General features: G+C 43.0%; 24 protein-coding genes, 2 tRNA genes and 1 pseudogene. 16 read left to right on the top strand and 11 right to left on the bottom strand.

All coding sequences use genetic code 11. The features are described 5' to 3' along the window. Nucleotides 1-4 precede the first annotated feature (4 nt). From NAF17_RS08355 to NAF17_RS08340, 4 genes are all read left to right on the top strand, one after another. Nucleotides 5-838: a S8/S53 family peptidase gene (locus NAF17_RS08355; RefSeq protein WP_252757547.1), complete on the top strand. Its 834-nt coding sequence runs from the start codon at nt 5-7 to the stop codon at nt 836-838. Nucleotides 839-1393: 555 nt separating this feature from the next. Beyond that, nucleotides 1394-2818 (top strand): glycogen synthase, encoded by a 1425-nt coding sequence (locus NAF17_RS08350; RefSeq protein WP_252757546.1) that lies wholly within the window; start codon nt 1394-1396, stop codon nt 2816-2818. After that, a complete protein-coding gene (locus tag NAF17_RS08345) occupies nt 2815-4077 on the top strand; it encodes a glucose-1-phosphate adenylyltransferase (protein ID WP_252757545.1) in 1263 nt (420 codons plus the stop codon). Before NAF17_RS08350 ends, NAF17_RS08345 begins: the two co-directional genes overlap by 4 nt. Nucleotides 4078-4148: 71 nt before the next feature. Further along, nucleotides 4149-4337 carry a hypothetical protein gene (locus tag NAF17_RS08340; protein ID WP_252757544.1) on the top strand — a complete coding sequence of 63 codons (189 nt, stop codon included), beginning with the start codon at nt 4149-4151 and terminating at the stop codon, nt 4335-4337. Nucleotides 4338-4426: 89 nt separating this feature from the next. Here the strand turns inward: NAF17_RS08340 and NAF17_RS08335 are convergent, their stop codons facing one another. The 3 genes from NAF17_RS08335 to NAF17_RS08325 form a co-directional block, all read right to left on the bottom strand. Then, complete coding sequence (locus tag NAF17_RS08335) at nt 4427-5104, bottom strand: metal-dependent hydrolase (protein WP_252757543.1); 678 nt, start codon at nt 5102-5104, stop codon at nt 4427-4429. A gap of 27 nt (nt 5105-5131) precedes the next feature. Beyond that, a complete protein-coding gene (locus NAF17_RS08330; protein WP_252757542.1) occupies nt 5132-5446 on the bottom strand; it encodes a YbaB/EbfC family nucleoid-associated protein in 315 nt (104 codons plus the stop codon). A 120-nt stretch (nt 5447-5566) separates the two neighbouring features. Then, nucleotides 5567-6778 carry a serine hydrolase domain-containing protein gene (locus tag NAF17_RS08325; protein ID WP_252757541.1) on the bottom strand — a complete coding sequence of 404 codons (1212 nt, stop codon included), beginning with the start codon at nt 6776-6778 and terminating at the stop codon, nt 5567-5569. A 109-nt stretch (nt 6779-6887) separates the two neighbouring features. Here NAF17_RS08325 and NAF17_RS08320 point away from each other — a divergent pair, with 109 nt between their 5' ends. From NAF17_RS08320 to NAF17_RS08295, 6 genes are all read left to right on the top strand, one after another. Beyond that, nucleotides 6888-7874: a tetratricopeptide repeat protein gene (locus tag NAF17_RS08320; RefSeq protein WP_252757540.1), complete on the top strand. Its 987-nt coding sequence runs from the start codon at nt 6888-6890 to the stop codon at nt 7872-7874. A gap of 83 nt (nt 7875-7957) precedes the next feature. After that, nucleotides 7958-9355: a class II fumarate hydratase gene (gene fumC / locus NAF17_RS08315; protein WP_252757539.1), complete on the top strand. Its 1398-nt coding sequence runs from the start codon at nt 7958-7960 to the stop codon at nt 9353-9355. Nucleotides 9356-9415: 60 nt separating this feature from the next. Further along, nucleotides 9416-9931, top strand: coding sequence for a fumarate hydratase (locus tag NAF17_RS08310; RefSeq protein WP_252757538.1), 516 nt, complete (start codon nt 9416-9418; stop codon nt 9929-9931). A 5-nt stretch (nt 9932-9936) separates the two neighbouring features. Then, nucleotides 9937-10734, top strand: coding sequence for a S1/P1 nuclease (locus tag NAF17_RS08305; RefSeq protein WP_252757537.1), 798 nt, complete (start codon nt 9937-9939; stop codon nt 10732-10734). An 82-nt stretch (nt 10735-10816) separates the two neighbouring features. Beyond that, nucleotides 10817-11251 carry a low molecular weight protein-tyrosine-phosphatase gene (locus NAF17_RS08300; RefSeq protein WP_252757536.1) on the top strand — a complete coding sequence of 145 codons (435 nt, stop codon included), beginning with the start codon at nt 10817-10819 and terminating at the stop codon, nt 11249-11251. A 25-nt stretch (nt 11252-11276) separates the two neighbouring features. Continuing rightward, nucleotides 11277-11765, top strand: a complete 489-nt coding sequence (locus NAF17_RS08295; protein ID WP_252757535.1) for a DUF3347 domain-containing protein — start codon at nt 11277-11279, stop codon at nt 11763-11765. A 143-nt stretch (nt 11766-11908) separates the two neighbouring features. On the opposite strand, the gene NAF17_RS08290 is transcribed toward NAF17_RS08295, so the two are convergent. After that, nucleotides 11909-12826 (bottom strand): DUF6607 family protein, encoded by a 918-nt coding sequence (locus NAF17_RS08290; RefSeq protein ID WP_252757534.1) that lies wholly within the window; start codon nt 12824-12826, stop codon nt 11909-11911. A 123-nt stretch (nt 12827-12949) separates the two neighbouring features. Here NAF17_RS08290 and NAF17_RS08285 point away from each other — a divergent pair, with 123 nt between their 5' ends. From NAF17_RS08285 to NAF17_RS08270, 4 genes are read left to right on the top strand one after another with little or no spacing between them, the layout of a single operon-like run. Then, nucleotides 12950-13339 carry an HYC_CC_PP family protein gene (locus NAF17_RS08285; RefSeq protein ID WP_252757533.1) on the top strand — a complete coding sequence of 130 codons (390 nt, stop codon included), beginning with the start codon at nt 12950-12952 and terminating at the stop codon, nt 13337-13339. Nucleotides 13340-13395: 56 nt separating this feature from the next. After that, nucleotides 13396-13896: a heavy-metal-associated domain-containing protein gene (locus NAF17_RS08280; RefSeq protein ID WP_252757532.1), complete on the top strand. Its 501-nt coding sequence runs from the start codon at nt 13396-13398 to the stop codon at nt 13894-13896. A 22-nt stretch (nt 13897-13918) separates the two neighbouring features. Beyond that, complete coding sequence (locus tag NAF17_RS08275) at nt 13919-14719, top strand: hypothetical protein (RefSeq protein WP_252757531.1); 801 nt, start codon at nt 13919-13921, stop codon at nt 14717-14719. An 11-nt stretch (nt 14720-14730) separates the two neighbouring features. Further along, complete coding sequence (locus NAF17_RS08270; RefSeq protein WP_252757530.1) at nt 14731-16140, top strand: hypothetical protein; 1410 nt, start codon at nt 14731-14733, stop codon at nt 16138-16140. A 149-nt stretch (nt 16141-16289) separates the two neighbouring features. Here the strand turns inward: NAF17_RS08270 and NAF17_RS08265 are convergent, their stop codons facing one another. The 4 genes from NAF17_RS08265 to era form a co-directional block, all read right to left on the bottom strand. Then, complete coding sequence (locus NAF17_RS08265; RefSeq protein ID WP_252757529.1) at nt 16290-19460, bottom strand: ATP-dependent DNA helicase; 3171 nt, start codon at nt 19458-19460, stop codon at nt 16290-16292. A gap of 160 nt (nt 19461-19620) precedes the next feature. Beyond that, entirely contained in the window at nt 19621-19764 is a 144-nt protein-coding gene (locus NAF17_RS08260) for a hypothetical protein (protein ID WP_252757528.1), read from the bottom strand. A gap of 200 nt (nt 19765-19964) precedes the next feature. Beyond that, a complete protein-coding gene (der, locus tag NAF17_RS08255; protein WP_252757527.1) occupies nt 19965-21266 on the bottom strand; it encodes a ribosome biogenesis GTPase Der in 1302 nt (433 codons plus the stop codon). Between the two features lie 129 nt (nt 21267-21395). Beyond that, a complete protein-coding gene (gene era / locus NAF17_RS08250) occupies nt 21396-22271 on the bottom strand; it encodes a GTPase Era (protein ID WP_252757526.1) in 876 nt (291 codons plus the stop codon). Between the two features lie 146 nt (nt 22272-22417). Between era and NAF17_RS08245 the strand changes: the two genes are divergently transcribed. Together NAF17_RS08245 and NAF17_RS08240 are read left to right on the top strand one after the other, a co-directional pair. Continuing rightward, nucleotides 22418-22494: transfer RNA gene (locus NAF17_RS08245), tRNA-Met, on the top strand. Between the two features lie 134 nt (nt 22495-22628). Continuing rightward, nucleotides 22629-22701: transfer RNA gene (locus tag NAF17_RS08240), tRNA-Met, on the top strand. 94 nt (nt 22702-22795) lie between these two features. Here the strand turns inward: NAF17_RS08240 and NAF17_RS08235 are convergent. The 3 genes and pseudogenes from NAF17_RS08235 to NAF17_RS18285 form a co-directional block, all read right to left on the bottom strand. Next, nucleotides 22796-22960, bottom strand: a complete 165-nt coding sequence (locus tag NAF17_RS08235; protein ID WP_252757525.1) for a hypothetical protein — start codon at nt 22958-22960, stop codon at nt 22796-22798. A 24-nt stretch (nt 22961-22984) separates the two neighbouring features. Continuing rightward, nucleotides 22985-23599: a hypothetical protein gene (locus NAF17_RS08230; RefSeq protein ID WP_252757524.1), complete on the bottom strand. Its 615-nt coding sequence runs from the start codon at nt 23597-23599 to the stop codon at nt 22985-22987. A gap of 9 nt (nt 23600-23608) precedes the next feature. Beyond that, nucleotides 23609-23830 (bottom strand): annotated as a pseudogene (locus tag NAF17_RS18285) (RHS repeat-associated core domain-containing protein); the annotation flags it as partial. Nucleotides 23831-23845: the final 15 nt, after the last annotated feature.

Here is a 23845-nt window from a genome sequence, read left to right as displayed (position 1 = left end):
GGTAATGAGATACTTTTTTCTGCTGATTGTAGTTGTTTGGTTTGGTTGTCATCAGCCGGAGAGATCATCCTTGCAAAAGAGTAAAGCAGTTAAAAAAGATTCGGCAAGGCTTAATCGCGCTGCAAAGCGGATAAAACTTAAAAAAGAATGGCACCTTGATAGTTTAAAAGATGAATCTGTAATTAATGATGCAATTGCATATATCAAGAGCAATAAACTTACACAAGCGAATAAACAACTTAGGCTTTGGGAAGACACATCTATTTCAGTTCATATTTGTATAGGTAAGCTTTTTTCTAAAAATCTAAGCCATTTGATATTGAGAAGTCATGTAGATTGGAGAATGATCTTGTATATTTATCGAATTGAGCCAACAGGCAGGATGATTCGGAAAATTCGAGACGATTGGTCAGATTTAACCTACATTGGTGATAAAGTGGCTGACATTAACGGAGACGGGGTTAACGATTTTGTAGTTAATTGGTATCCAAGTTCCGGTTGTTGTGCCCGCAATAATTTCCATGTTTATTTATATCAAAAAGACAATACGTTTTCTAATTACTTTGATTTTATAAATCCTTCTTTTTTTCCAAAAGAAAAGTTAGTACGAGGTGTTGATTACGGCCATCCTGGTGAAGTACCGCTATACAAGTATAAATGGAACGGTGTAAAGCTTGATACTCTTGAATACATTTATCCTGTAAATGAAACAAGAAAGAAATTTTATGTGGTTCATCATTACGGTGACGAACTCGATCCTCAAAAGCGGAAACTGATCACCACTGTTCCTAAAGAGTACAATAAGATTGGCGGGTATGCGTGGTTTATGTTAAAATAAAACTATGAGGTCATTCAAGTTATATATGAATTTATAGATACTAAGTGGTGGCGCTGTTGTGTCAGCAGTTAAAACTTCAAGTAATTGATTATGAGGATTTACGGAAATTTTTGGTGTATTCATAAACGTGAACGTGAACATTTCTGGTAGTTAACCAACGTTTTTTCAAAAGAAATCATAGCAATCCTTAAATCCTAAAAATCATGGTTCAGAAAAATGCGTTAGGGTTAGCAGCGGAAACCCCGGAATGCGGGGCTGCTTCAACCAGCAGGCCGGAATGAGGAGTTGCAGTGGATAGCCCGCCCGTTGGCTAACGGGAACGCCATATGTTTCTAATATTTCCCTCCACTCCCCGCACTTCACTCCACCCGCTCTTGACCCCCAAACCTTTAACAATTTAACAATAAACGCTACTCTGCAATTAGCATTAATACATTAATTGTAATTAAGCTGCATTTCTGATTAAATAATATCACTTTTTTAAACACATTTTTCAAATTATGTGTTTGTTCATTTGGATAAATGTTTAGTACCTTAACCATCATATAATCCCGAATGAGAATTTTTCACTTAAGTGCCGAATGCTATCCCATTGCTAAAGTTGGGGGCCTTGCCGACGTGGTTGGCGCGCTGCCAAAATATCAAAACCTGGCAGGGTTGCAAGCCGCCGTTGTGATGCCTTTTTATAATCGCAAATTTGTTCACGAAAACTTGTTTGATGTTGTTTTCCAGGGCACTACGCTGCTGGGCACCCGCAGGATCTATTTTGAGATTTTAAAAGAACAAACTGATAAGCTTGGTTTTGAGTTATACCTGGTAAAGATCCCCGGCTTGCTCGACCGTGAAAATATTTACAGCTACCCGGATGAAAAGGAACAATTCCTGGCCTTCCAGATCTGCTTTCTGGATTGGATAAACTGGAGCGGCCAAACGCCGGACCTCATACATTGCCATGACCACCACTCGGGCCTGGTGCCTTTCCTGATTTATAATTCTTATTTGTATCGCAGGCTGTCAAATATCCCAACTGTTTTCACCATCCATAACGGACAATACCACGGTGCTTTTGGCTGGGATAATTTGCATTACCTGCCCGAGATCGATTTTTACAAAACTGGTCTCTTGGACTGGAACGGCGGTATTAACCCACTGGCATCCGCAGTAAAATGCTGCTGGAGGTTCACAACCGTATCGCCAAGTTATTTGCAGGAATTAAGCATCAGCTCTAACGGGTTAGAATACCTTTTCTATGTAGAGCGCGACAAAGGTGTAGGCATCATCAACGGTATTGATACTGAAGTTTGGAATGCCGAAACCGACCCGATGCTACCCGAGCACTTTAATGCCACAACAGTTGCAAAGGGTAAACAGAAAAATAAAGAAATCTTATGCGTGCGTTTCGGCTTGTCTGTTGATAAGCCTTTAATAGCGTTTATAGGTCGTTTAGTGGTCGAAAAAGGGTCAGACCAGCTGCCTGCAGCCATCGAAAAAAGCATCAAAGAACATGGCGATAAAGTAAACTTCCTGATACTGGGTGCGGGTGACGGCGCTACCGAAATTTCGCTGAATTTATTGAAGCAGCTGTACCCTCAAAACTGCAATGTATTTATTGGGTATGACGAGTCGCTGGCGCATTTAATATACGCCGGAGCCGATTTCCTGCTGATGCCATCGCGCGTAGAGCCGTGTGGCTTAAACCAAATGTACTCCATGCGTTACGGCACAATGCCCATAGTGCGCAACACCGGCGGTTTAAAAGATACCGTGATTGATTTTAGCGACGAAAACGGTTACGGCATACGCTTTGACAATGTAACGGTAGATGATATATGCGTATCCATCACCCGCGCGGTTGTATTGTACAAAGACACCCGCAAAATGCAAACCTTACGCAAACGCATGATGAACCTCGATTTTTCGTGGGACCGCTCGGCAAAAGAATATATAAACCTGTATGAAAGTTTAATTCCTAAGATATGACATCAAAAGTAATCAGTATTGTGCTTGGAGGCGGCCAGGGCAGCCGTTTGGCGCCACTTACACAAACCCGTTCAAAACCGGCAGTGCCAATTGCTGGTAAATATCGTTTGGTGGATATTCCCATTTCAAACTGTTTGCACTCCGGCATCAATCGTATATTTGTTTTAACGCAATTTAACTCAGCTTCGCTTAATAAGCACATTAAAAACACTTACCATTTTAGCACGTTCAGCAAGGCATTTGTTGATATTTTGGCCGCCGAGCAAACGCCTACAAGCGGTGGTTGGTTCCAGGGCACGGCAGATGCGGTTAGGCAGAGCCTGCACCACCTGGCTACGCACGATTTTGAGTATGTACTGATCCTATCTGGTGACCAATTGTACCAAATGGATTTTGAGGAAATGATACAACAGCACATCGATAAAAAAGCTGATATATCAATCGCTACCATCCCGGTAAATGTTAGTGATGTACCCGGCTTTGGCATCCTGAAGACAGATTCGGACAGCCTGATCACTTCATTTGTAGAGAAGCCAAAGAGTGGTTTCGAAAACTTGGTTTCTGATGTAAGCGATGAGATGAAAGCGCAGGGCCGGATCTACCTGGCATCTATGGGTATTTACATATTTAACAAAAGCCTGTTATACGAATTGCTGGAAGGAAACGAGTATACCGATTTTGGTAAAGAAATCATCCCGCAATCTATCAAAGGCCACAAAGTGGTAAGTTATCAATACGAGGGTTATTGGACAGATATCGGTACTATCCCATCATTCTTTGATGCTAACCTTGGCCTTACCGATGATATCCCGCAGTTTAACCTGTTCGACAAAAACCATATTTATACCCGCGCACGCATGTTGCCGCCAACTAAAATTTCGGGTACATTGATAGATCGCTCTATTATTGCCGATGGATGTATTATCAATGCCTCGCACATTATCCACGCTATTATTGGCATCCGTACCCGTATTGGCGTAGCAAGCGAAATAGAAAGCTGTTATGTAATGGGTAGCGATAATTATCAAACGCTGGAAGAGATTGCGATAGCTAAAGAAAACAACCAACCTATTATGGGTATTGGTGACAGGTGCTGCATCAAAAATGCCATCATCGACAAAAATACTTATATAGGTGATGATGTAAAAATAAACTGCGGCGAACCTTTGCCCGATGGCGATTTTCCGACATATACGGTTACCGATGGCATTGTGATTATTAAAAAAAGAGCCATAATACCAAGTGGCACAGTTATTTAATTAAAAGATAGCGCAATAATTTTGAGTTAATACGGTTTAATTAAAAAGCTAAAAAACTAAATTAACTTATTATGAAAAAGACTATCTGTATGATCGCGGTTGCCGCCATCTCTTTCGGTAGTGTAAATGCATTTGCGGCAACGCCGGTGCAAATACAGCAAGACACTACCAAGAAAAAACCGATAAAGAAAAAAATAATGATGAAAAAGAAGATGATGAAGGACACCATGATGAATAAAGACACCGCAATGAAGATGTAATTCTTTCAGTTCTTTAATCACTTTATTCTTGTAACAAAAATGACCCGCGAAAACCGCAGGGCATTTTTGTTGTATAACCTAAGAAATGATTACAGATCTAGGCTGTCGCCAACATTAGGCAGCTTTAGATTAAGGCCGGCTTTAATGAATTTCTCGGTAACTTCATCTTTATCTATTTTAATAACCGGAAACGAATCATAATGCACCCCGATGATGTTTTTACAGTTGATGAATGCTGCTGCTTTAATAGCATCATCGGCACCCATGGTGTAGTTATCCCCAATTGGTAATAAGGCCCAATCCAGGTTCTCATCAGCCAGTAACTTCATATCGTAAGTAAGCGCTGTATCGCCTGCAAAGTAAATTACTTTACCTCCCGAATAGATTAGGAAACCTGCCGGGTTACCACCTGCAGAACCATCAGGCATAGTACTTGAATGTACAGCGTTTACCATTTTAACGCGGCCAAAATCAAAATTAAAGCCCCCGCCTATGTTCATGCCGTGTACATTATCTACACCTTGTTTGCCTAACCAACCCGCAATTTCGGCAATGCAAATAACTTTTGCGCCGCTGCTTTTTGCAATGGTTACTAAGTCGGCAACGTGGTCGCCGTGCCCGTGCGATACCAGGATATAATCTGGCTTCAAGCCGTTAACATCAATGTGTTTAGCAAGTTCGTTTGGCGTGATGAACGGATCGAAAAGCAATGTTTTACCATTGGCAACCAACTCAATGGTCGACTGGCCATAATATGTAAATTTCATAGTATTGTGTCTTAAATGTAATATAGCTTATTTGCCAAATAAGTTGCCTAAGCCACCCATCCCACCAAGCATAGCCTGGGTCATGGCGGCCATTTCGATTTGGCTAAGGTTTTCGGCTTGTTCAATTGCCTTGTTTATGGCAACTACCAAAAGCTCTTCAAGCTCTTCCTTATCGGCGTCTTTGTAAAAGTCGGCATCTATGGTAACAGATTGTATAACTTTATTACCATTTGACTTTACGGTGATCTTTCCGCCTTCGGCAGTACCTGTTACAGTAATGGCATCCAAACGTTGTTTTACTTCGCCAGCTTTTTGCTGGGCTTCCATTAATTTATCAAACATGGTGTTTCAAATGTGCGGATATGCAAATGTGCGTATGTGCAGATATTTGCTTATCCGGGTTAATATTTAATCAATTTCTTCATTTGCATCTGCATATCCACGCATCTGCACATCCGAAGTTTAATCCTCCGCGGTATCGCCTGCCCCATTGTAGGCTCCTTTGCGCACTACCGGCATGCCTGTCATTTTAAACAAGTCATCCAGGTGAAGCAAGCTACCGTTTACTACATTACCTAACAAAACAATGGTGACATCGTTTTTCATATCTCGTAAAAATATATGGCGGAAACCGTGCCACCAGCCCGTGTGGTAAACTACCTTCTGGCCCGGGCTGGTAAACAAACGCCAGCCGTAACCATAATTAAAGTGCCCGCGTACCATCGGGTTACGATCTGTATAGGCAGAATCTTGTGTGGCTTGCTTTATTAAACGGCCGGCCTTAAGTGCCTGGTCAAAAACATACAGGTCGGCAACGGTGCTGTAAACGCCTTTATCGCCCACCGGGCCGTCTAAAAAGTTTTGCGCTACCGAATATCTCCAGCTGTTGCGATCGTGCCCAACAACATCAACCGGGATCTTATCATAAACCGCTTTAGAGTAAACGGCGGTATGCGTCATCCCCGCAGGTTTAAAAATATTTTCTTTCATGTAATCGGCGTAGCTCATGCCGGTTACTTTTTCTATGATAGCGCCCAGCACCATAAAGTTGCTGTTGTTGTATAAAAAGCTTGCGTTTGGTTTGTTAAAACGCGCGGGCTTGTACTGTGCTATTAGCGCCATGGTTTCTTTATTGGTAACGCCCTTTTTCTGGTTTAAATGCTGGCTGCGGTAAATATTATCCAAAAAATATACATAATTCATCATACCGCTGCGGTGGGTAAGCAACAGGCGAATGGTGACCCCATCGTACGGAAAATCCGGAAAGAAATCTTTTACATTTTGATCGAGTTTGATCTTCCCTTTTTCCCAAAGCTGCATAATTGCAGTACCTGTCATGGTTTTGGTTACCGATGCCAGTTCGAACTGCGAGCCTAATTTCAGGCTATCGCGGGTTAAGTGGTTAGCCCAGCCAAATGCTCCTTCGTAAACAATTTTACCTTTTTTTGCTACAAGTATATTGCCATTAAAGCCACTTACCTTGTGCAGGTGCTCCATAAACTCTTCTATCTTTTTGTCGCCTTTTGCAGGGTCGTATTTAAGAAGCTCTGTTGTATTAAAAGGTTTGCCGTTATCGGCGATGCCTGATTTATTGTCGCCCTTTCCGCGAGAACAAGAGGACAAAGAAAGTAAAGAAAAAGCAAGGGAAATGACAGTTGTGCACACTTGTCTCATAGGTAAAAAATCAATCACAAAACGAAAGGCGAAAATTAAAAATTATCTAAGTGGTAAAAGATTAAATTTTGCTTAATGTTTCAACAATGTTAAATTGGTAACTTTAAAAATGAGATTTTTAGTCAGCACACTATTCTTCCTGATAGCAGCAACAGGCATTTCCTCCGCCCAGGATGCAGCCGGCCTTACTAAAGAAGGCCAGCAGTTGTACCGCCATAAGCAATATACTGCCGCGATAGAAAAGTATAAAGCCGCCTTAACTGCCGAACCTGATAACGCCCGCGCCAATTATGAAATGGCCTTAGGCTTGTTTAGCAGCGGCAAAGGGCCGGATGGTTTGCCCTATCTCGAAAAATCTATCAAAGCAAACGCCAGCGTTACGCTTACTGCCGCATCATACAGTTTAATGGGCAGTATTTACGGTAACTCCAAACAACTGCCTAAAGCTATTGAGGCTTACAGAAACGGCATTAAAACGGATAGCACTAACCAGCGCATTTATTATAACCTGGGCATTGTACAATACCGCAGCAAACTTTACCCCGATGCGGAACAAAGTTTTATAAGCGCCATAAAGCGTGACTCGATGGATACAGGTAGTATCAGGATGTACGCGCTGGTTACCTTCCACGAAAATAAACGTGCCGATGCCGTGCTTGGTTTAAGCCGGTTTTTACAATTACAACCAAACGCCGCCCGCAGCAAGGAAGCTTTTGGCAACCTGCAAAACATCCTGCAACGCGGCACACTAGAAGCCGAAGTTGGTTACATATCAACCGCCGCTACCAAAGCTGAAGCCTTTGCTCAAAATAAAATTACCACCAAAGTATTGGCCGGTTTTATGACACGTAAATACGCGTCGCCAACAGCCTTACTTTCCGCGCAATTGAGAGAATTGTTTACCATATTTGCTACGCAACCGAAGCCATACAGGTACTCACCATACTTTTATAAGCTATCGCAGACGGATAATTTCGAAACTTTTGTGAAAGTGATAAGTCAAAGCAGCTTCCCTGAAAATGCGGCTTGGGTGAAAAACAATGCGGATAATATTACAGTATTGAATAGTTGGATGAAAGCAAATAAGGCCGACTAAAATAACAAAAAGATTACCTGTATTCGTTTAGCTTAAACCCACATAAAACCTTAAATTTGCCCCTGCAAAAACATACTATCCATATGAGTTTCAGAACCGAACATGATACCATGGGCGCGGTACAGGTACCGGCCGACAAATACTGGGGGGCGCAAACCGAACGCTCGCGCAACAATTTCAAAATAGGCCCAGAGGCCTCTATGCCAAAGGAAATTATAGATGCCTTTGCTTACCTTAAAAAAGCAGCGGCCTACACCAATACCGACCTTGGCGTTTTACCTGCCGATAAACGCGACCTAATAGCACAGGTTTGTGACGAGATCCTGACCGGTTCGCTTGCAAGCGAGTTTCCATTGGTGATCTGGCAAACAGGTTCGGGCACGCAATCGAACATGAACGTTAATGAAGTGGTTGCAAACCGCGCGCACGTCATACAGGGTAATACTTTGGGCGAAGGCAAAACCTTCATCCACCCGAATGATGACGTAAACAAATCGCAATCATCAAACGATACTTACCCAACCGCTATGCACATTGCGGCATACAAAATTTTGATTGATTTAACCATCCCGGGTATCGAGAAACTGCGCGATACTTTAAAAGCAAAAAGTGAAGAATTTAAAAGCGTTGTAAAAATTGGCCGTACCCACTTAATGGATGCTACGCCACTTACTTTAGGCCAGGAATTTTCGGGTTATGTATCGCAGTTAAATCATGGTTTAAAAGCCCTGCGTAACACCTTCGATCACTTAAGTGAGCTTGCCCTTGGCGGTACTGCTGTAGGCACGGGCATCAACACTCCAAAAGGTTATGATGTTAAAGTTGCTGAATACATTGCTAAATTTACCAACCTGCCGTTCATTACTGCCGAAAATAAATTTGAGGCCCTTGCCGCACACGATGCCATTGTAGAAAGCCATGGCGCTTTAAAGCAAATAGCGGTATCGTTAATGAAGATAGCTAACGACATCAGGATGCTGGCATCTGGTCCGCGTTCGGGTATTGGCGAGATCCATATACCGGATAATGAGCCAGGTTCATCAATTATGCCGGGTAAGGTTAACCCAACCCAAAACGAGGCGGTTACCATGGTTGCCGCACAGGTTATGGGGAACGATGTTGCCATTTCAATCGGTGGTTCAAACGGCCATTACGAGCTGAATGTTTTTAAACCTCTAATGGCCGCAAACTTCCTGCAGTCGGCCAGATTAATTGGTGATGCCTGCGTATCATTCAATGATCATTGCGCTGTTGGTATTCAACCAAACTACGATGGCATCAAGAAGCATCTCGAAAATTCGCTGATGCTGGTTACCGCCCTTAATCCGCACATTGGTTATGAGAACGCAGCTAAAATTGCCAAAACAGCGCTAAAAGAAAACAAATCGCTTCGCGAAGCTGCGGTTGGCCTGGGTTACCTAACCAACGAACAATTTGACGAATGGGTACGCCCCGAAGATATGATAGGCTCTTTAAAATAAAAAGAGCCTCACCCCAAACCCCTCTCCGCAAGAGAGGGGCTTTTTATTTGCTTACATCGCATGAAAAAACCTTTCGCTTATTTAGCTTTCGCATTAATGCTAACTACAAACTGCCTGCTGCAAACTGCTTGTCACTTCAACCCTGATATGCAAACGCCGGGCGAGAGTTATTTACAGGGCGACTGGCAGCAGGATAGTGTAACAATGCAGAAGCAATTGGTAAGTTATTCTTTATATAATCTTAAGTTTAACTGCGATTCGTTTTTTGTGAGCATCAAAACCATCAGCAAAGCAAATATCGGCGCCGATAGCTGTACCAAAGGCGGCCAATGGACAGAGTACGTTAAAGGCGTTTACGAGCAACGTAACGATACCCTGCACGTGCGCGGATTGTTCTGCAATGCAGACTATAGCTACAAAGATCCGTCGGGCTGTTTCCGTTCGGGTGTTTACGAGGAAAGATTTAAGATAGTAAAGAAGACCGATTCGCTTGTCCAGTTCAACCCAACATCAAGCGTAATTGCCATTAACACACGTTTAGTAAAAAGAAACTCCTGTACACCAAAACCATTGTAAAAAGCATGAAAACCAGCATTTTTAAAAAAATAATTTTAGGCATAGCCATTATTTACCTGCCGGTACAAGCCATGGCATGGGGCACAAATGGCCATCGCATTAGCGGCCAAATTGCCGATAGTTACTTAAACGCGAAAGCCCGCGCCGCCATTAAGGCAATCCTTGGTACCGAATCGTTAGCCATAACCAGCAACTGGGCCGATTTTATAAAATCAGACCCGCAATATAATTACCTGTATAACTGGCATTTTATCAATATGGAACGGGAATACAGTTACCCGGAAATGCAGGAATTTTTAAAGAAGGATACCCTTACTGATGCTTACACTAAAATAAACTTTTTAGTGGGCGAACTGAAAAAGAAAAACCTCGCTAAAAACAACAAACGGCTTGCTTTGCGTATGCTGATTCACATTATAGAAGATATTCATCAACCTATGCATACCGGCCACCTGAGTGATAAAGGTGGTAATGATGTGAAGTTAAAATGGTTTGATAAGGACACCAATCTGCATTCTATTTGGGATAGCCAGCTGATAGATTTTCAGCAATTAAGCTATACTGAGTATGTAAGCTGGATCAATCACCCAACTGTCGCGCAAATTAAAGATTGGCAAAAATCACCCGTAAGCCAGTGGTTGTTAGAGTCGAACCATTTAGCTGCCAAGATCTACGCAGGTGTTAAAGACACCGATAAAATAAATGTTTACAAATATAACTTTGAATATATCGGCACTCTGAACGACCAACTGGTTAAAGGTGGCGTAAGGGTAGCGGCATTGTTGAACCAGATATTCGGTTAATTGGTGAGTGGTTGATTAAGTGAGTAGTTGTATGATTAGAACCACTCACGTAATCAACCCAATCAACCCCTTACTCCAAAAAATGAAAATACTAATGGTTTGCCTGGGTAATATTTGCCGTTCGCCGCTGGCGGAGGGTATTATGCAGCACCTGGCAGATAAAGCCGGGCTTGATTGGCAGGTGGACTCCGCAGGTACCGGCGACTGGCATGTTGGCCGCGCTCCCGACAGGCGTTCTATCAAAGCAGCAGCAAACGAGGGCATCAATATCGCCAAACAGGTTTGCCGCTTATTTCGTGTGAAGGATTTTGATGAGTTTGACCTAATACTGGTAATGGACAAAAGCAACCTGAGCAATGTACTTGCCCTTGCCCGTAACAATGAAGACCGCAAGAAAGTTAAGATGCTTTTAGGCGACCAAATTGTCCCCGACCCATATTACGATGACGCGCAATTTGCGCCGATTTTTAAACTGATTGAAGCAGGTTGTAATGAAATTATAAAGCAATATGCTTAAGTTTGATCTATAACGTTTATAAATCATGAAAAAGACACTTCTAAGCCTGATCCTCGTGCTATCAATCGTTGTTGCAAAAGCACAAAACGCCGCTATTGATAAAGTAACCGCATCATATATTGGTGTAAAAAACGCATTGGTGGCAAGTAATGCAACCCTTGCCAAAAGCCGTTCTGCTGAGTTGGTTACAGCATTGTCCCACCCTATTAAAGGGTTAAAGCCTTCCCAGCAAAAGCTACTGGCTACCTATTTAGATAAACTAAAATTCGATAGCCGCCATATTAGCCAAACTACTGTTATAGATCATCAGCGCGAACATTTCGGGAATTTATCAAAAAACATGTACAGCCTTTTATCCGGCTTAAAGCTTAACGGCACTACCATCTATCAGCAGTATTGCCCAATGAAAAAAGCAGCCTGGTTAAGCGAATCTGAGGACATCCGCAACCCATATTATGGTGATGATATGTTAGAATGCGGTAAGGTAACAGCTACTTTAAAAGCGGTAAAATAACATTAAAAACTCTCCATCTTTCATTTTGAACGATAGTGAGAAATTTTGTTAGAAATGACATGGTGAGTGGGGTTGATTTTACATAATAAGGAAGGCCCTGCAAATTGCAGAGCCTTCCTTATTTCAACGGTAGATGAGAATATTTAAGACGCGTTAACGTAATTGTTAATCATCTTGGTGGTTTCGGCTTTGTTCTTGTCAGAGCTCCATTTCTCTTTTTCAGACTTTTCGGCTAAATCGAATAGTTGCTCGTAAAGGAGCTTACCATCTTTTTTGCCGCTCAATTTAATGGTAGCATTTTTAGCGAAAACAGCATCCCAAGCAGCACGGGCATCAGTCCAGTAACTTTGCTGGCCTGCCCACCATTTTTTGGCATAAGCAAATTTAGCTTCGTCAACCTTGGTAAACTCCTCAAAACCTTTTTCCTGGGCTATAATTTTGTCTCCATCGGCACTGCGTACTACCTTATTATTATCCTGCTCGTACATCCAACCATTAGCGGTTAAGTAAATGCGGTTACCGCGATTAAGTACATTATAGTCGCTGCGTTTGGTGAACTCGCGGCGTGGCAGCGGCGAATCTGTTTTGCTTTGCCATTCGTGGCGGCCATCAACGTGTAACCAGGTACCAATGCTCTCGTAACGTGGGCTATCATCAACCTGGTAAACTTTCTGGATCCAGCGGCCTTTCACATCTGCCGGTTTTAAAGCAACTTTTTTCCAGGTGTTATCTTTCTCATAAGCCAGTATGGTTGGTTGTTCGTACACCCAATCCTCGCGCCAGTGTTTGATAACGGTGCTATCGCCAACAACTAATAAATGCTGAATGGAGATCTTTTTCGGAGAATCTTCCACTACAATAGCCCATTCATAACCCCATGAATGGTAGCGCGGGTGGAATTTATAAGCGGTATCCGGTGCGAAAGTTTCGGCGTAATTGAAGGTAACTTTGTAGTAACCTGCTAAGGACTTAATAGCGGCCCTGTCCCGCTCAAATTTAGATTGTGCAGATACGCTTATAGCGCAAATGCAAAGTGATAATAAGAATATAAATTTTTTCATTGCTATTATTATTTAGATTAAATCTAAACAAAGAAACGAATTATATTTTTATTTACACTAGGCAGACAATAATAATTCCTCTACATGTTTGAAATGAGGCAGTTAATAATGTATTTTTGTGTAATGATAAAGAAGGCAGGCGTATTGTTTTTGGTTTTGATGTATGTAATTACATCAACCGGCTTTGCGCTGAACTTACATTACTGCGGCAACCACGTTGCAGCTATCAAAATAAATGCTCCTGCCAAAAGCTGCGTTGCTCTGATGACTAAAAGCAAAATGAAATGCTGTAAAGATACTAAGCTTGATGTAAAAGTTAAGGATAGCCACGAAAGCCAGCCAAACTCATTTATTGCAAAAACAGCTCCAGTAGTTCTTCCAAAGTCTTTGTTTGGTGATTTTCTATTACCTGTACATCAAATTTTACTTAACTTATTTTTTGACCGCGGCCCACCCGAAGCGCCGAAGCAGAGCGTCCCCTCATTTATTAAAAATAGAACTTTGAAAATTTGATATTGGATCTTCTCCACAAGATTTAACATATCAATTTAAATTTAATTTTTAATAACATGAAAACCCTTAAAGTATATATAATCCTATTTATAGCAACCGTAACCGTTGCAAAAGCACAATTCACAAAGGCCGAACTACAAGTTAGCGGCCTTACCTGTTCACTTTGTGCGCGCACTACCGAAAAATCATTAAAAGCACTGCCATTCGTTAGCGAAATAAAACCCGACCTGATGCGCAACATCTATGTCATCACCTTTAAAAATGATGTCCCGGTAGATTTTGCACAGATCAGCAAAAAGGTAAAAGATTCGGGCTTTTCGGTTAGTTATCTAAAAACCACCTTCAACTTTGATAACGCAAAGGTTGCCGACAATGCTTTCACCTATGGTGCTAATACCTACAAGCTGCTTAATGTTGAAAAAGCATTAACCGGCCTGGTTACAGTTACCATTGTAGATAAAGGTTTTGCACCGTCTTCAGTTACCAAAAAACACCTTGGTAAAGCACCTGAAGAACCTGCAAACGCTACCGGCCGCACTTATCATTTAGCAATTTAAGCACTTTCTTAAAACTCATTTTATGAAGGTTATTTTATTGGCTTTTTGTCTAACGGCAATGGCATGCTTTGCGCACGCACAAGAGTTATATGTAAACACCGAGCCTGCCAGTAACATGGCTGCGCACTCCTTAGGCATAAGGCTGGAGAACCAGGGGTTTAAAGCGGCATCCATGTTTAAAAACCGAACCACTTTAGAGGCTATGTATGGCGCTACCGGCAAACTGATGCTGCATGGCGCTTTATACACCTCTAACTTTTATCAAAGCAACCAACGGTTTGAGGGCAGCAGCTTTTACGCCAAATACAGATTTCTTTCTGTAGATGCAGTGCAAACCCATTTCCGAGGGGCTGTATTTGGGAAAGCGGCTATTAGCCGTAACCCATACCAGCAGCAGGAGATCGCGTTGGAGGGTGATAATTCGGGTTTACAAAGCGGTTTGGTATTTACTCAATTATTGCATAAGTTGGCCATATCCGGCTCGGCAAGTTACCTGCGTGGGTTGAATAGCGCTAATGAATTGGGTACAATTAACGGTGCTAAAGAAGCACTGGCCTATACCCTTTCAGCAGGTTACCTGGTGTTGCCTAAACGGTATACCAGCTACGATCAGGTAAACCTTAATCTATATGTAGAACTGCTTGGTAAGAATAACCCCGGCTATAAACAAAACTATTTGGATGTTGCCCCTGCCATGCAACTGATCTTCAACAGCGTTTGCCGCCTCGATTTTTCTTACCGAACCCCATTGTACAATAACATGCAACGCAATAGCGCCAATATGTACCTGGTACGGTTCGAGTACAACTTTTTTAACTTATAGATCATCTTACAATGAAAATATATCTCGTAATACTCGCCTTGCTGGTATGGGCCATAACTGCCAACGCTCAGCAGATGGACCACATGCAACACATGCAAACGGATACCACTAAAAAACACATGAAGCACGACCAAGCCAAAATGATGGCCGAAATGCAGCATGATACTACGAAGCACAATATGAGCATGACCAGCCAATTTTCGCTGGATTTGCCAATGAGCCGCGATGGTTCGGGAACTTCCTGGGTACCCGATGAAACGCCGATGTATATGTACATGGTGCATGGCAAAAAGTGGATGCAAATGATCCATGGAAGCTTTTTTGCACGATACAATAAGCAGGACCTGCTTAACAAAGGCAGCCGCGGCGGCAGCCAGTTTGATGTACCAAACTGGTTTATGTACATGGCGCAGCGCAAAATAGGCAGCAATGGTTTGTTCGCAATCAACACCATGTTCTCCCTGGATGCATTTACGGTAGGTAACGATGGCTACCCGCTCCTGTACCAAACCGGAGAATCGTATCAGGGCAAAAAACTGGTTGATCGCCAGCACCCGCATGACCTGTTTTCGGAACTGAGCGTGGCTTATACCCAGCGCGTGGCCAAGAACACAGATGTTTCCCTTTCCGTTGGGATGCCGGGCGAGCCTGCGCTTGGGCCACCGGCATTTATGCACCGAATTTCGGCCATGAATAACCCTGATGCGCCCCTAAGTCACCATTATGCGGATGCAACGCACATTACCTTCGGTACGGCTACCTTAGGATTTAGATACAAAAATGTAAAGTTGGAAGGATCGATATTCACAGGCCGCGAACCCGATGAACACCGCTACAATTTTGATAGACCAAGGTTTGATTCTTACTCGGTGCGCTTATCGGTTAACCCATCCAAAGAGTGGGCACTACAGGTATCAAATGGATGGCTAAAAAGCCCTGAGGAAGCCGAGCCAAATGATGATGTAAACCGATTTTCCGCATCGGCCATTCATACTAAAATGCTTGGCGAAAATAGTTACGTAGCCACCACATTGGTTTACGGACAAAACCGCCACCATGGCCGTACGCAGCCTGCTGTATTGTTAGAGAATAGCTTGCAATTAAATAAAACTGCCATTTACGGCCGATACGAATATGTGCAAAAAGATGCCGGCGAACTAGACCTGGAAACCCTTTATCCCGGCAATCCAAACTATGGCATTAATGCCATAACACTTGGCACTAATCGCATTGTATCAACTTTTAAAAACACCAATCTAACCGTTGGTTTGCAAGCTACGCTGAACGCCTCTCCGCAGGCACTGAAGCAACTTTATGGCACGGCACCCATTGGTTTACAGGTTTACCTGCGCATTACGCCCAGCCTCATGAAAATGGGCGTAAGCAAACGCAAGATGGATCATGACATGATGAATATGTAAGTAAAAAGGGCGCTTAAGGCGCTCTTCTTACTTTTTAATTGTCATGCTGAACGATAGTGAAGCATCTGATCTACGCCAAGCATTTTACGAATGCATAGTTCAATAATAGATCCTTAGCTATCGCTCAGGATGACAAAAGGGAAATAGCTTTATTGCCCATCTTCTCCTTCGGCAACTTCCAGCAAACTTTCGGGTTGTTTAAAGTTACTTTTTACGAAGTGGCACCAGTCGCAGGTAACTTTACCACAACCTTTGTTAAAATCGTGGGCCATTACTTTTTGGTACACGGTGGTTATCTGTTGGGTTACATCTTCAATATCCTGAGGGGTAATCACCACTTTGGCTTTAAAGTATTCCCCTTCTTTCTCGGGTTCTACAAAATCAAATATGGTGTTGATCACTTCCCAATCGTTGGTGCGGTCGTTATCTACCAGTATCTTGTAGAAAACCGCTTGGCGCCAGTAATCGCCGCCGTTTGGTTCTTCGTAGGTAGGCCGGTTTAATTTAGGTTTGGCGTTACGCACGCGGCCTGTCTTATAATCAACCACGGTTACTTGTTTGCCGTCAAATTCTATCTTATCCAGGTTACCCTTTATCGGCACACCTGCCACTTCTATGTTTTTAATACCTCGCTCGGTTTGGGCTACTTTGTTCCAGGTGGGCACATTTTGTTCGTAGTATAGCGGTAATATCTTTTCGCCATAATCCACTCGGCGTTTAAAATCTTCTTTGGTGAATGAATCGCGATTACGGTACATGTACCAGCGGAACTCTTTTAAAAACTCTTCGGTAGATAAAAACTCGTCGTCGTTCTCTTTTAAGCGGCGATACGTTTTGTTAAGCGCCCAGTGCACCGCCTGCCCAAAGGTGGCCGACGGACTTTTACCCGATGGCACCCTGATGAGGCATTGAAAATAGAACCTAAGCGGGCAGTCCAAATAATTACTCAGATGGGTTACCGATAGCGTATAATTCTGCAGCAGTTGATTAATATAGTTCCTATCCAGCAGCTCCACTACCGGCTTATCTGCCTCGCTAAACTGGGTGGCGAAGAACTCCAGCATATCATCGCTGCTTACTTTGGGTCGGTCTATCAATAAATGCGTATCTGCCAAAATCTCGCCAATAAACTGCGATGGTTCCTGGTCTTTACCATTCTTATCCTTGCCCGCGTAAGAAATATTCAGGCATTGTTTGGAACGGGTAAGTGCCACATAAAACAACCTGCGTGCTTCTTCTTTTTGGGCGATATCGTCAGATGCAGCCCCTGTCAAAGTATCCGGATAGCTGAAACCACTGTTGCGGCCTTTGCTGTCCCATGTTTTTTTATCGCAACCGATGAAGAACACATGCTCAAACTCAAGGCCTTTCGAACCGTGGGCGGTAAGGAAGTTGATACCATTATCCGAAAAGATCACCTTATTCAATTCCAGCCTGATGTTGTTTTTACGCATCAGGTCGATGGTGACGATCAGGTCGGCTAATTTTATTTCGGGGTTCTTACGGCTTTCCTCCTTCAAAAAGTCGAAAAAGCTGGTAAGCACCTGCATATGCACGCCTTTATCGGGCTGCTGCATAATGTATTTGAGGATGCCCATTTTGGCTATCACATTCTGAAAAAACTGTTGCAGGGTTACGCTTACGGCATCAGTAAGTAAAGCATCAATATCATTTACCAGGAATTTCATTTCCTGTGTAGGTTGCTTGTTGAACAGATCTGCCTGGGCAACTAACTTTATTTCGCTGATGTAACGGCGCAGCGAGGTCTTGGGCTGGTTATTACTTGCCGTGCCGAAGTTCTCCTTGGATACTGCGATGCTCGCCTTAGCGATCTCGATAGACGGAATGGTAAAGAAGTCGTAATGAAGGATCTCAAAAAGCAACTCATCACCACTATATGGCGAATCCAGTTCCATGCTCAGGTAGCGCAGTATATTAATGATCTTCTCGCCGAAGGGAATAGTCAGCACATCTATCTTGCGTTTGGTGTTTACCGCGATGTGTTGGGTATCTAAAAAGTGCAACAAATCTTCTACCTGGCTGTGGTTACGGTATATCACCGCAATTTCACCCGGCGGGGTATCTTTATCTACCAACCGTTTTATCTTCAAGGCAACATCAACCAATTCCTGGCTTGGGTTTTCGTATTCTTTGATGACCGGCTCAACAATTTCTTCCTTAAAACGCGGGTGCGATGCCTTCAGGTTTTTATCGAGTTTGAGCTGTGCCGTTAAGCGTTCGTTATTATTGTTGATCAGCGCCCTTGAAATATCGAGGATATGCTGATTGGAACGATAGTTATGTTTCAACACAACCGTTTGCAGGGTAGACACATAATCGCCGGCAAAATCAAGAATGTTCTTCATGTTTGCACCCTGAAACTTAAATATCGACTGGTCGTCATCGCCCACCACAAACACGTTTGGGGTTTCCCAGTAGTTCAGCAAAAACTTCAACAGCTGGTTTTGCGAACCGCTTGTATCCTGGAACTCATCCACCAAAATGTATTGGTAACGTTCCTGGTAACGGCGAAGGATCTCGTCATTCTCGCGGAAGGCTTTTAACACCCAAAGGATCATATCGTCGTAATCATACCAATTATTATCGCGCATTTTGCGGGAGTAGTTCTGGTATTCGCTTACGGCAGCAAGCAGTTTGCTCATGGCCTCCTGCACTTTGTCGATATCCTTTTGTTTGGGGTCGCCTATGCTAATGCCTGCTTTGGCGTTGGCGCGTTTGTAAATAAATTCTTCGCGATTTGGCAGATCGTCCAAATATTCCTGTATGGCTTGTTTGATCAGGTCTTCCGTCCAGTTCTCGGTCTTCATGGTCGAGAACAGTTTTTTCAGCCTTGGGGCGTCATAATAAACATCGCCGGTAAAACGCTTTAGTAAATGATCGTTATCAAACTCATCTACCAACTCCCGGAACAACATGGCCGATTCCAGATCGGATAAGGCCTCCAAATTTAGCTTGCCGAAATACTCCAGGTTCTCCTGGATGATCTCGTTACAAAACGCATGGAACGTGTAGATGTTAATGCGATAAGCATCCGGCCCAATAAACTCGAATAAACGTTTGCGCATGGCAACAGCGCCGGCATCGGTATACGTAAGGCAGAGAATCTCGCTTGGCAAGGCATCGGTATCCGTCAGTATCTTACCGATACGCGCGGCCAATATTTGAGTTTTACCCGTACCCGGCCCGGCAACTACCAGCACAGGGCCATCCATTTGGTTAACGGCAGCCAACTGCTCGGGATTTAACCCGGCAAGAGCTTCCTGGAATTTGACGTTATATTTATTGAGTGGAGATTGCATAATTGTACCAGTAAAGATAAGGATTGTAGGCGATGCTAAGTATGGATGTGCAAAGATTGACGGTGGTTTACTCACCGCGACACCGCGACGCTGGTCGACCCTTTCTGATACGCAAAGAGAGTGAGAAAGATTGCCGATGGAACTGACAATTAAAAAAATGTTACAAATACTGAGCGTACTTGCTCATCAACTCGTCATGCGGGGTTAGTTTGCCTTCAGCTGCCTGTTGCTTTGCCATTTCAATTCCTTGTTTTACATTTCCAGCCAAATCGTCCCAAAAATCTTTGTCGTTATTCTCAGGCACTTGTTTAAGTTGAAACAATAACCCCTTGGCCGCAACATCAAAAAGGCGTTTAGCTAACTCTAATTTTTAGGCTATTAAGTTCAAATTGAATGTTTTAAAGGCAGCATAGCAATAGCGTAGCTTGTTGCGAAACACTGCTAAAACAAAAATAGCGATGGGTTTTACACCCATCGCTATTTTTTATAAAACTTTTGACCTTCTTATTTTTGCCTGAACCAAACCTGGATCGGTGCGCCTGAAAATTCGAAATTGGCACGAAGCTGGTTTTCGATAAAGCGGTAGTAAGGTTCTTTTACATACTGTGGCAGGTTACAAAAGAACGCGAACATCGGCGACGTACCTGCTATCTGCGTAATGTATTTGATTTTAACGTATTTACCTTTTAGTGATGGCGGCGGATATTTTTCGATGATCGGCAGCATGATCTCGTTCAATTTGCTGGTAGGGATCTTGCGGGCACGGTTGGCGTAAACCTGGTTGGCCACTTCAATCACCTTTAGCACACGTTGTTTTTCCAATACCGATGTAAACACAATAGGCACATCGCTAAACGGCGCTAACTTCTGGCGGATCTGCTCTTCAAATACCTTAATGGTTTTGTTGTTCTTCTCGATCAAATCCCATTTGTTCACTACGATAACCACGCCTTTCTTATTCTTTTCGGCCAGGTGGAAAAGGTTCACATCCTGTGCTTCCAGGCCATCAACGGCATCAATCATGATGATCACCACATCCGCTTCTTCCAAAGCTTTGATGGTACGCATCACCGAGTAAAATTCGATATTTTCTTTTACCTTGGTTTTTTTACGCATCCCGGCAGTATCGATCAGCATAAAATCATGACCGTACTGATTATAATGGATATGGATAGAATCGCGCGTGGTGCCGGCAATAGGCGTTACAATGTTACGCTCCTGTCCTATAAGGGAATTGATGATAGATGATTTACCAACGTTAGGGCGGCCAATTATGGCGTACTTAGGGCGGGTATTTTCTTCAAAAGGGACATCCTCAAAGTGCTTCACAACCTCGTCCAGCAGTTCGCCGGTACCTGAGCCTGTCATAGACGACAGGGTGTAGATCTCACCTAAGCCTAAGCTGTAAAACTCGGAAGCATCAGCCAGTTGGGCGTTGTTATCCAGTTTGTTTACAACCACAAACACCGGCTTTTTACCTTTACGTAAAAGGTTGGCTATTTCGTCATCCAGGTCGGTGATACCAGTGGTAACATCAACCATAAATAAAATTACCGAAGCCTCCTCGATAGCGATAAGCACCTGCTCGCGGATGGCTACCTCAAAAAGCTCGTCGGAATTGGCTACGTAGCCGCCGGTATCAATCACCGTGAATTTTTTATCAATCCACTCGGATGTACCGTAATGCCTGTCGCGGGTTACGCCGCTAAAATCGTCAACAATAGCTTTACGGCTTTCGGTTAAACGGTTGTATAAAGTGGATTTCCCAACGTTGGGCCTGCCTACTATAGCTACTATATTACTCATGCTTTTTAGAATCAAGAATTAAGAGCCAAGAACCAAGACGATATAAAAATCGTGATCTTATCTAAAAATTCTGTAATGTGTATTAAATTTTTTCTTGAATCTTGATTCTTACATCTTGATTCTCTTCTTTTACTCGTACCCGAATTTTTTTAGGTAATTTTTTTTGCTCCGCCAGTCGGGGATAACCTTAACAAACATTTCCAGGAAGATCTTCTTCTGAAAAAAGTCTTCCATATCCCTACGGGCGTATGTGCCCACTATCTTCAGCATTTCCCCTTTTGTACCTATGATGATATTTTTCTGCGAATCGCGCTCTACAATAATTTCGGCGCTGATGCGGTGCAGTTTTTCACCCTCCACAAACGCGGTTACAATAACCTCGGTGCTGTATGGAATCTCTTTTTTGTATTGTTTAAAGATCTGCGCGCGGATCATTTCCGAAGCGAAGAACCTGTCGTTCCTGTCCGTCAAAGCATCTTTCTCGTAATAAGCGGGATGCTCAGGCAAACCGTCCAACACAAAATCCATAACGGCTTTTATATTATGATCCAACAATGCAGATATAGCGTAGATGGCTTTAGGGTTTAATTTTTCCTGCCAGTATTCTACTTTCTCTTTTACCTCTTCCTCGCTAGATAAGTCTATCTTGTTGATCAAAACAACCAGCGGCGCTGTTGAGCCTTCCAGTTTTTTGATCACATCCTGCTCGTTAAATTCCTCGTGGATATCCGTAACCAGCAGTATCAGGTCAGCGTCTACAATAGAGCCGTCTACCTGGTGCATCATACTTTCGTGTAATGCGTAGTGTGGTTTAATGATACCCGGGGTGTCCGAAAACACGATCTGGTAGTCGTCGGTATTTACAATTCCCAAAATTCGGTGGCGGGTGGTTTGCGCCTTTGGGGTGATGATTGACATTTTTTCGCCCACCAATGCGTTCATAAGGGTTGACTTACCTGCGTTGGGCTTACCAATTATACTTACAAAACCTGCCTTATGCGCCATAAAAAAATAATTAAAATATTATTTGGACTGCAAAGAAACGAATTATATCTTTGCAGTCCAATTAAAAGGAACAGCAAATTGCTTTTTTACAATTGGAAACAAACATTTCGGAGTTATGCCCGTTATGTAATACACCAAAAAGATAGTGCGGGATGGAGCAGTTGGTAGCTCGTCGGGCTCATAACCCGAAGGTCGTAGGTTCGAGTCCTGCTCCCGCTACCCAAAACAAAAGCCTTTAACGAAAGTTAGAGGCTTTTGCTTTCTTATAGTGTGGCTAATTTATTAATTGCCGAAACAGGGTGTTACTGAACACTAACAAACTTGCAGATTTTATGACTGCAATTAAATTTAAAATAGTGCGGGATGGAGCAGTTGGTAGCTCGTCGGGCTCATAACCCGAAGGTCGTAGGTTCGAGTCCTGCTCCCGCTACCTAAAAATGAAAGCCTTTAGCCGAAAAATGGCCCGGCTTTTTATTACTTATTGTGCACACGTAATACAGGTACCCGCTACGAATTAACTATTGTTACAGTGTAATGCCTACTTGTTTTAAGATCGATTCTACAGTAAGCGGGTCTATTATATCAACCTTTGCTAATATTTCTTTAGCTTTATTTGTGTCTATCATTTTAACAGAAATGTCAAACTCATCCATTTGTCCACTTACAAACAGCCTTTCATTAACAGTCATTCCTTTATATTTATCATTCATAATCTAAAAGTTTGGGTTCGCTCCTGAAACTCTCTTAGGTGTAACGTTTTTAGGGTTGATTATATATTCTGGTACTCCCCCTTTGTTTCCATCAAGTGGTAAAGCTGCTCTATTTGTAATAATAGCATTTGGCTTTACAGTTCCTTCAATAACGAACTGACCACTATTCATTGAGCCATTAGCTCCACCTGATGGAAGTCCTGCTGCATCCCGGTAGTTACCTACGCTATTAGGATTGACTGGACTCCAAGAAAAACCATCTGCCTTTGCATCTTGCCCATAAACTCTAAACACAGAAACCTCAGCAGCGCTACCACTCAAAGCTTTTGCCCCCATTCCTAATAGCTTCCCACCCGCGTAGCCTACTGCTAAATCAGTTACTATTTCTTTAGAAAGTCGGGTATTCTCAGCTTTTGCTTCAGCTCGTACTTGAGGGTCTTTATCAAATGCACGGTGAGAGTTTTGACCATCAATCCATTGTGTAACAGCACCTACAAAACCTATAACACCTTTAACTGCAGCTTTCTCAAAAGCCATTACCTTTTGACTCAAATATTGCGTGGTTCTCTTATCTATAAGTCCACCCATTGGAAAACCGCAACATCCCTGCGTTTCCATCCCGTCGGGGTCAATGTTCCTAATTGGGTTATTATCTCCGTAAACATAAGGCGACCACCTTCTTGCCTTCTCCGCCAGCGGGTCAACACTCGTCCATCTACCAATTACCGGATCATAGAACCGCGCGCCATAATCGTATTGGCCTGTTTCGTCCTGTAGTTCCTTTCCATTATAAAGATAATGGTTTTTTGGGCTTGGTACATTCGGTTCCAAAGATTTTATGCTCAGACCGAAGGCATAGTAATC

It is taken from the genome of Mucilaginibacter aurantiaciroseus, from assembly GCF_024055595.1.
Lineage (GTDB): Bacteria > Bacteroidota > Bacteroidia > Sphingobacteriales > Sphingobacteriaceae > Mucilaginibacter > Mucilaginibacter aurantiaciroseus.
This window is presented reverse-complemented; position numbering and strand designations above follow the sequence as displayed.

What these genes read in the sequence shown, in the direction of transcription:
- NAF17_RS08345 (WP_252757545.1), top strand. Translation starts at nt 2,815, where the DNA reads ATGACATCAAAAGTAATCAGTATTGTGCTTGGAGGCGGCCAGGGCAGC.
- NAF17_RS08270 (WP_252757530.1), top strand. Translation starts at nt 14,731, where the DNA reads ATGAAAATATATCTCGTAATACTCGCCTTGCTGGTATGGGCCATAACT.
- NAF17_RS08275 (WP_252757531.1), top strand. Translation starts at nt 13,919, where the DNA reads ATGAAGGTTATTTTATTGGCTTTTTGTCTAACGGCAATGGCATGCTTT.
- NAF17_RS08280 (WP_252757532.1), top strand. Translation starts at nt 13,396, where the DNA reads ATGAAAACCCTTAAAGTATATATAATCCTATTTATAGCAACCGTAACC.
- NAF17_RS08300 (WP_252757536.1), top strand. Translation starts at nt 10,817, where the DNA reads ATGAAAATACTAATGGTTTGCCTGGGTAATATTTGCCGTTCGCCGCTG.
- NAF17_RS08265 (WP_252757529.1), bottom strand. Translation starts at nt 19,460, where the DNA reads ATGCAATCTCCACTCAATAAATATAACGTCAAATTCCAGGAAGCTCTT.
- NAF17_RS08325 (WP_252757541.1), bottom strand. Translation starts at nt 6,778, where the DNA reads ATGAGACAAGTGTGCACAACTGTCATTTCCCTTGCTTTTTCTTTACTT.
- NAF17_RS08350 (WP_252757546.1), top strand. Translation starts at nt 1,394, where the DNA reads ATGAGAATTTTTCACTTAAGTGCCGAATGCTATCCCATTGCTAAAGTT.
- NAF17_RS08290 (WP_252757534.1), bottom strand. Translation starts at nt 12,826, where the DNA reads ATGAAAAAATTTATATTCTTATTATCACTTTGCATTTGCGCTATAAGC.
- NAF17_RS08330 (WP_252757542.1), bottom strand. Translation starts at nt 5,446, where the DNA reads ATGTTTGATAAATTAATGGAAGCCCAGCAAAAAGCTGGCGAAGTAAAA.
- NAF17_RS08305 (WP_252757537.1), top strand. Translation starts at nt 9,937, where the DNA reads ATGAAAACCAGCATTTTTAAAAAAATAATTTTAGGCATAGCCATTATT.
- NAF17_RS08335 (WP_252757543.1), bottom strand. Translation starts at nt 5,104, where the DNA reads ATGAAATTTACATATTATGGCCAGTCGACCATTGAGTTGGTTGCCAAT.
- NAF17_RS08320 (WP_252757540.1), top strand. Translation starts at nt 6,888, where the DNA reads ATGAGATTTTTAGTCAGCACACTATTCTTCCTGATAGCAGCAACAGGC.
- NAF17_RS08230 (WP_252757524.1), bottom strand. Translation starts at nt 23,599, where the DNA reads ATGGAAACGCAGGGATGTTGCGGTTTTCCAATGGGTGGACTTATAGAT.
- fumC (WP_252757539.1), top strand. Translation starts at nt 7,958, where the DNA reads ATGAGTTTCAGAACCGAACATGATACCATGGGCGCGGTACAGGTACCG.
- der (WP_252757527.1), bottom strand. Translation starts at nt 21,266, where the DNA reads ATGAGTAATATAGTAGCTATAGTAGGCAGGCCCAACGTTGGGAAATCC.
- NAF17_RS08235 (WP_252757525.1), bottom strand. Translation starts at nt 22,960, where the DNA reads ATGACTGTTAATGAAAGGCTGTTTGTAAGTGGACAAATGGATGAGTTT.
- era (WP_252757526.1), bottom strand. Translation starts at nt 22,271, where the DNA reads ATGGCGCATAAGGCAGGTTTTGTAAGTATAATTGGTAAGCCCAACGCA.
- NAF17_RS08355 (WP_252757547.1), top strand. Translation starts at nt 5, where the DNA reads ATGAGATACTTTTTTCTGCTGATTGTAGTTGTTTGGTTTGGTTGTCAT.
- NAF17_RS08340 (WP_252757544.1), top strand. Translation starts at nt 4,149, where the DNA reads ATGAAAAAGACTATCTGTATGATCGCGGTTGCCGCCATCTCTTTCGGT.
- NAF17_RS08295 (WP_252757535.1), top strand. Translation starts at nt 11,277, where the DNA reads ATGAAAAAGACACTTCTAAGCCTGATCCTCGTGCTATCAATCGTTGTT.
- NAF17_RS08285 (WP_252757533.1), top strand. Translation starts at nt 12,950, where the DNA reads ATGATAAAGAAGGCAGGCGTATTGTTTTTGGTTTTGATGTATGTAATT.
- NAF17_RS08310 (WP_252757538.1), top strand. Translation starts at nt 9,416, where the DNA reads ATGAAAAAACCTTTCGCTTATTTAGCTTTCGCATTAATGCTAACTACA.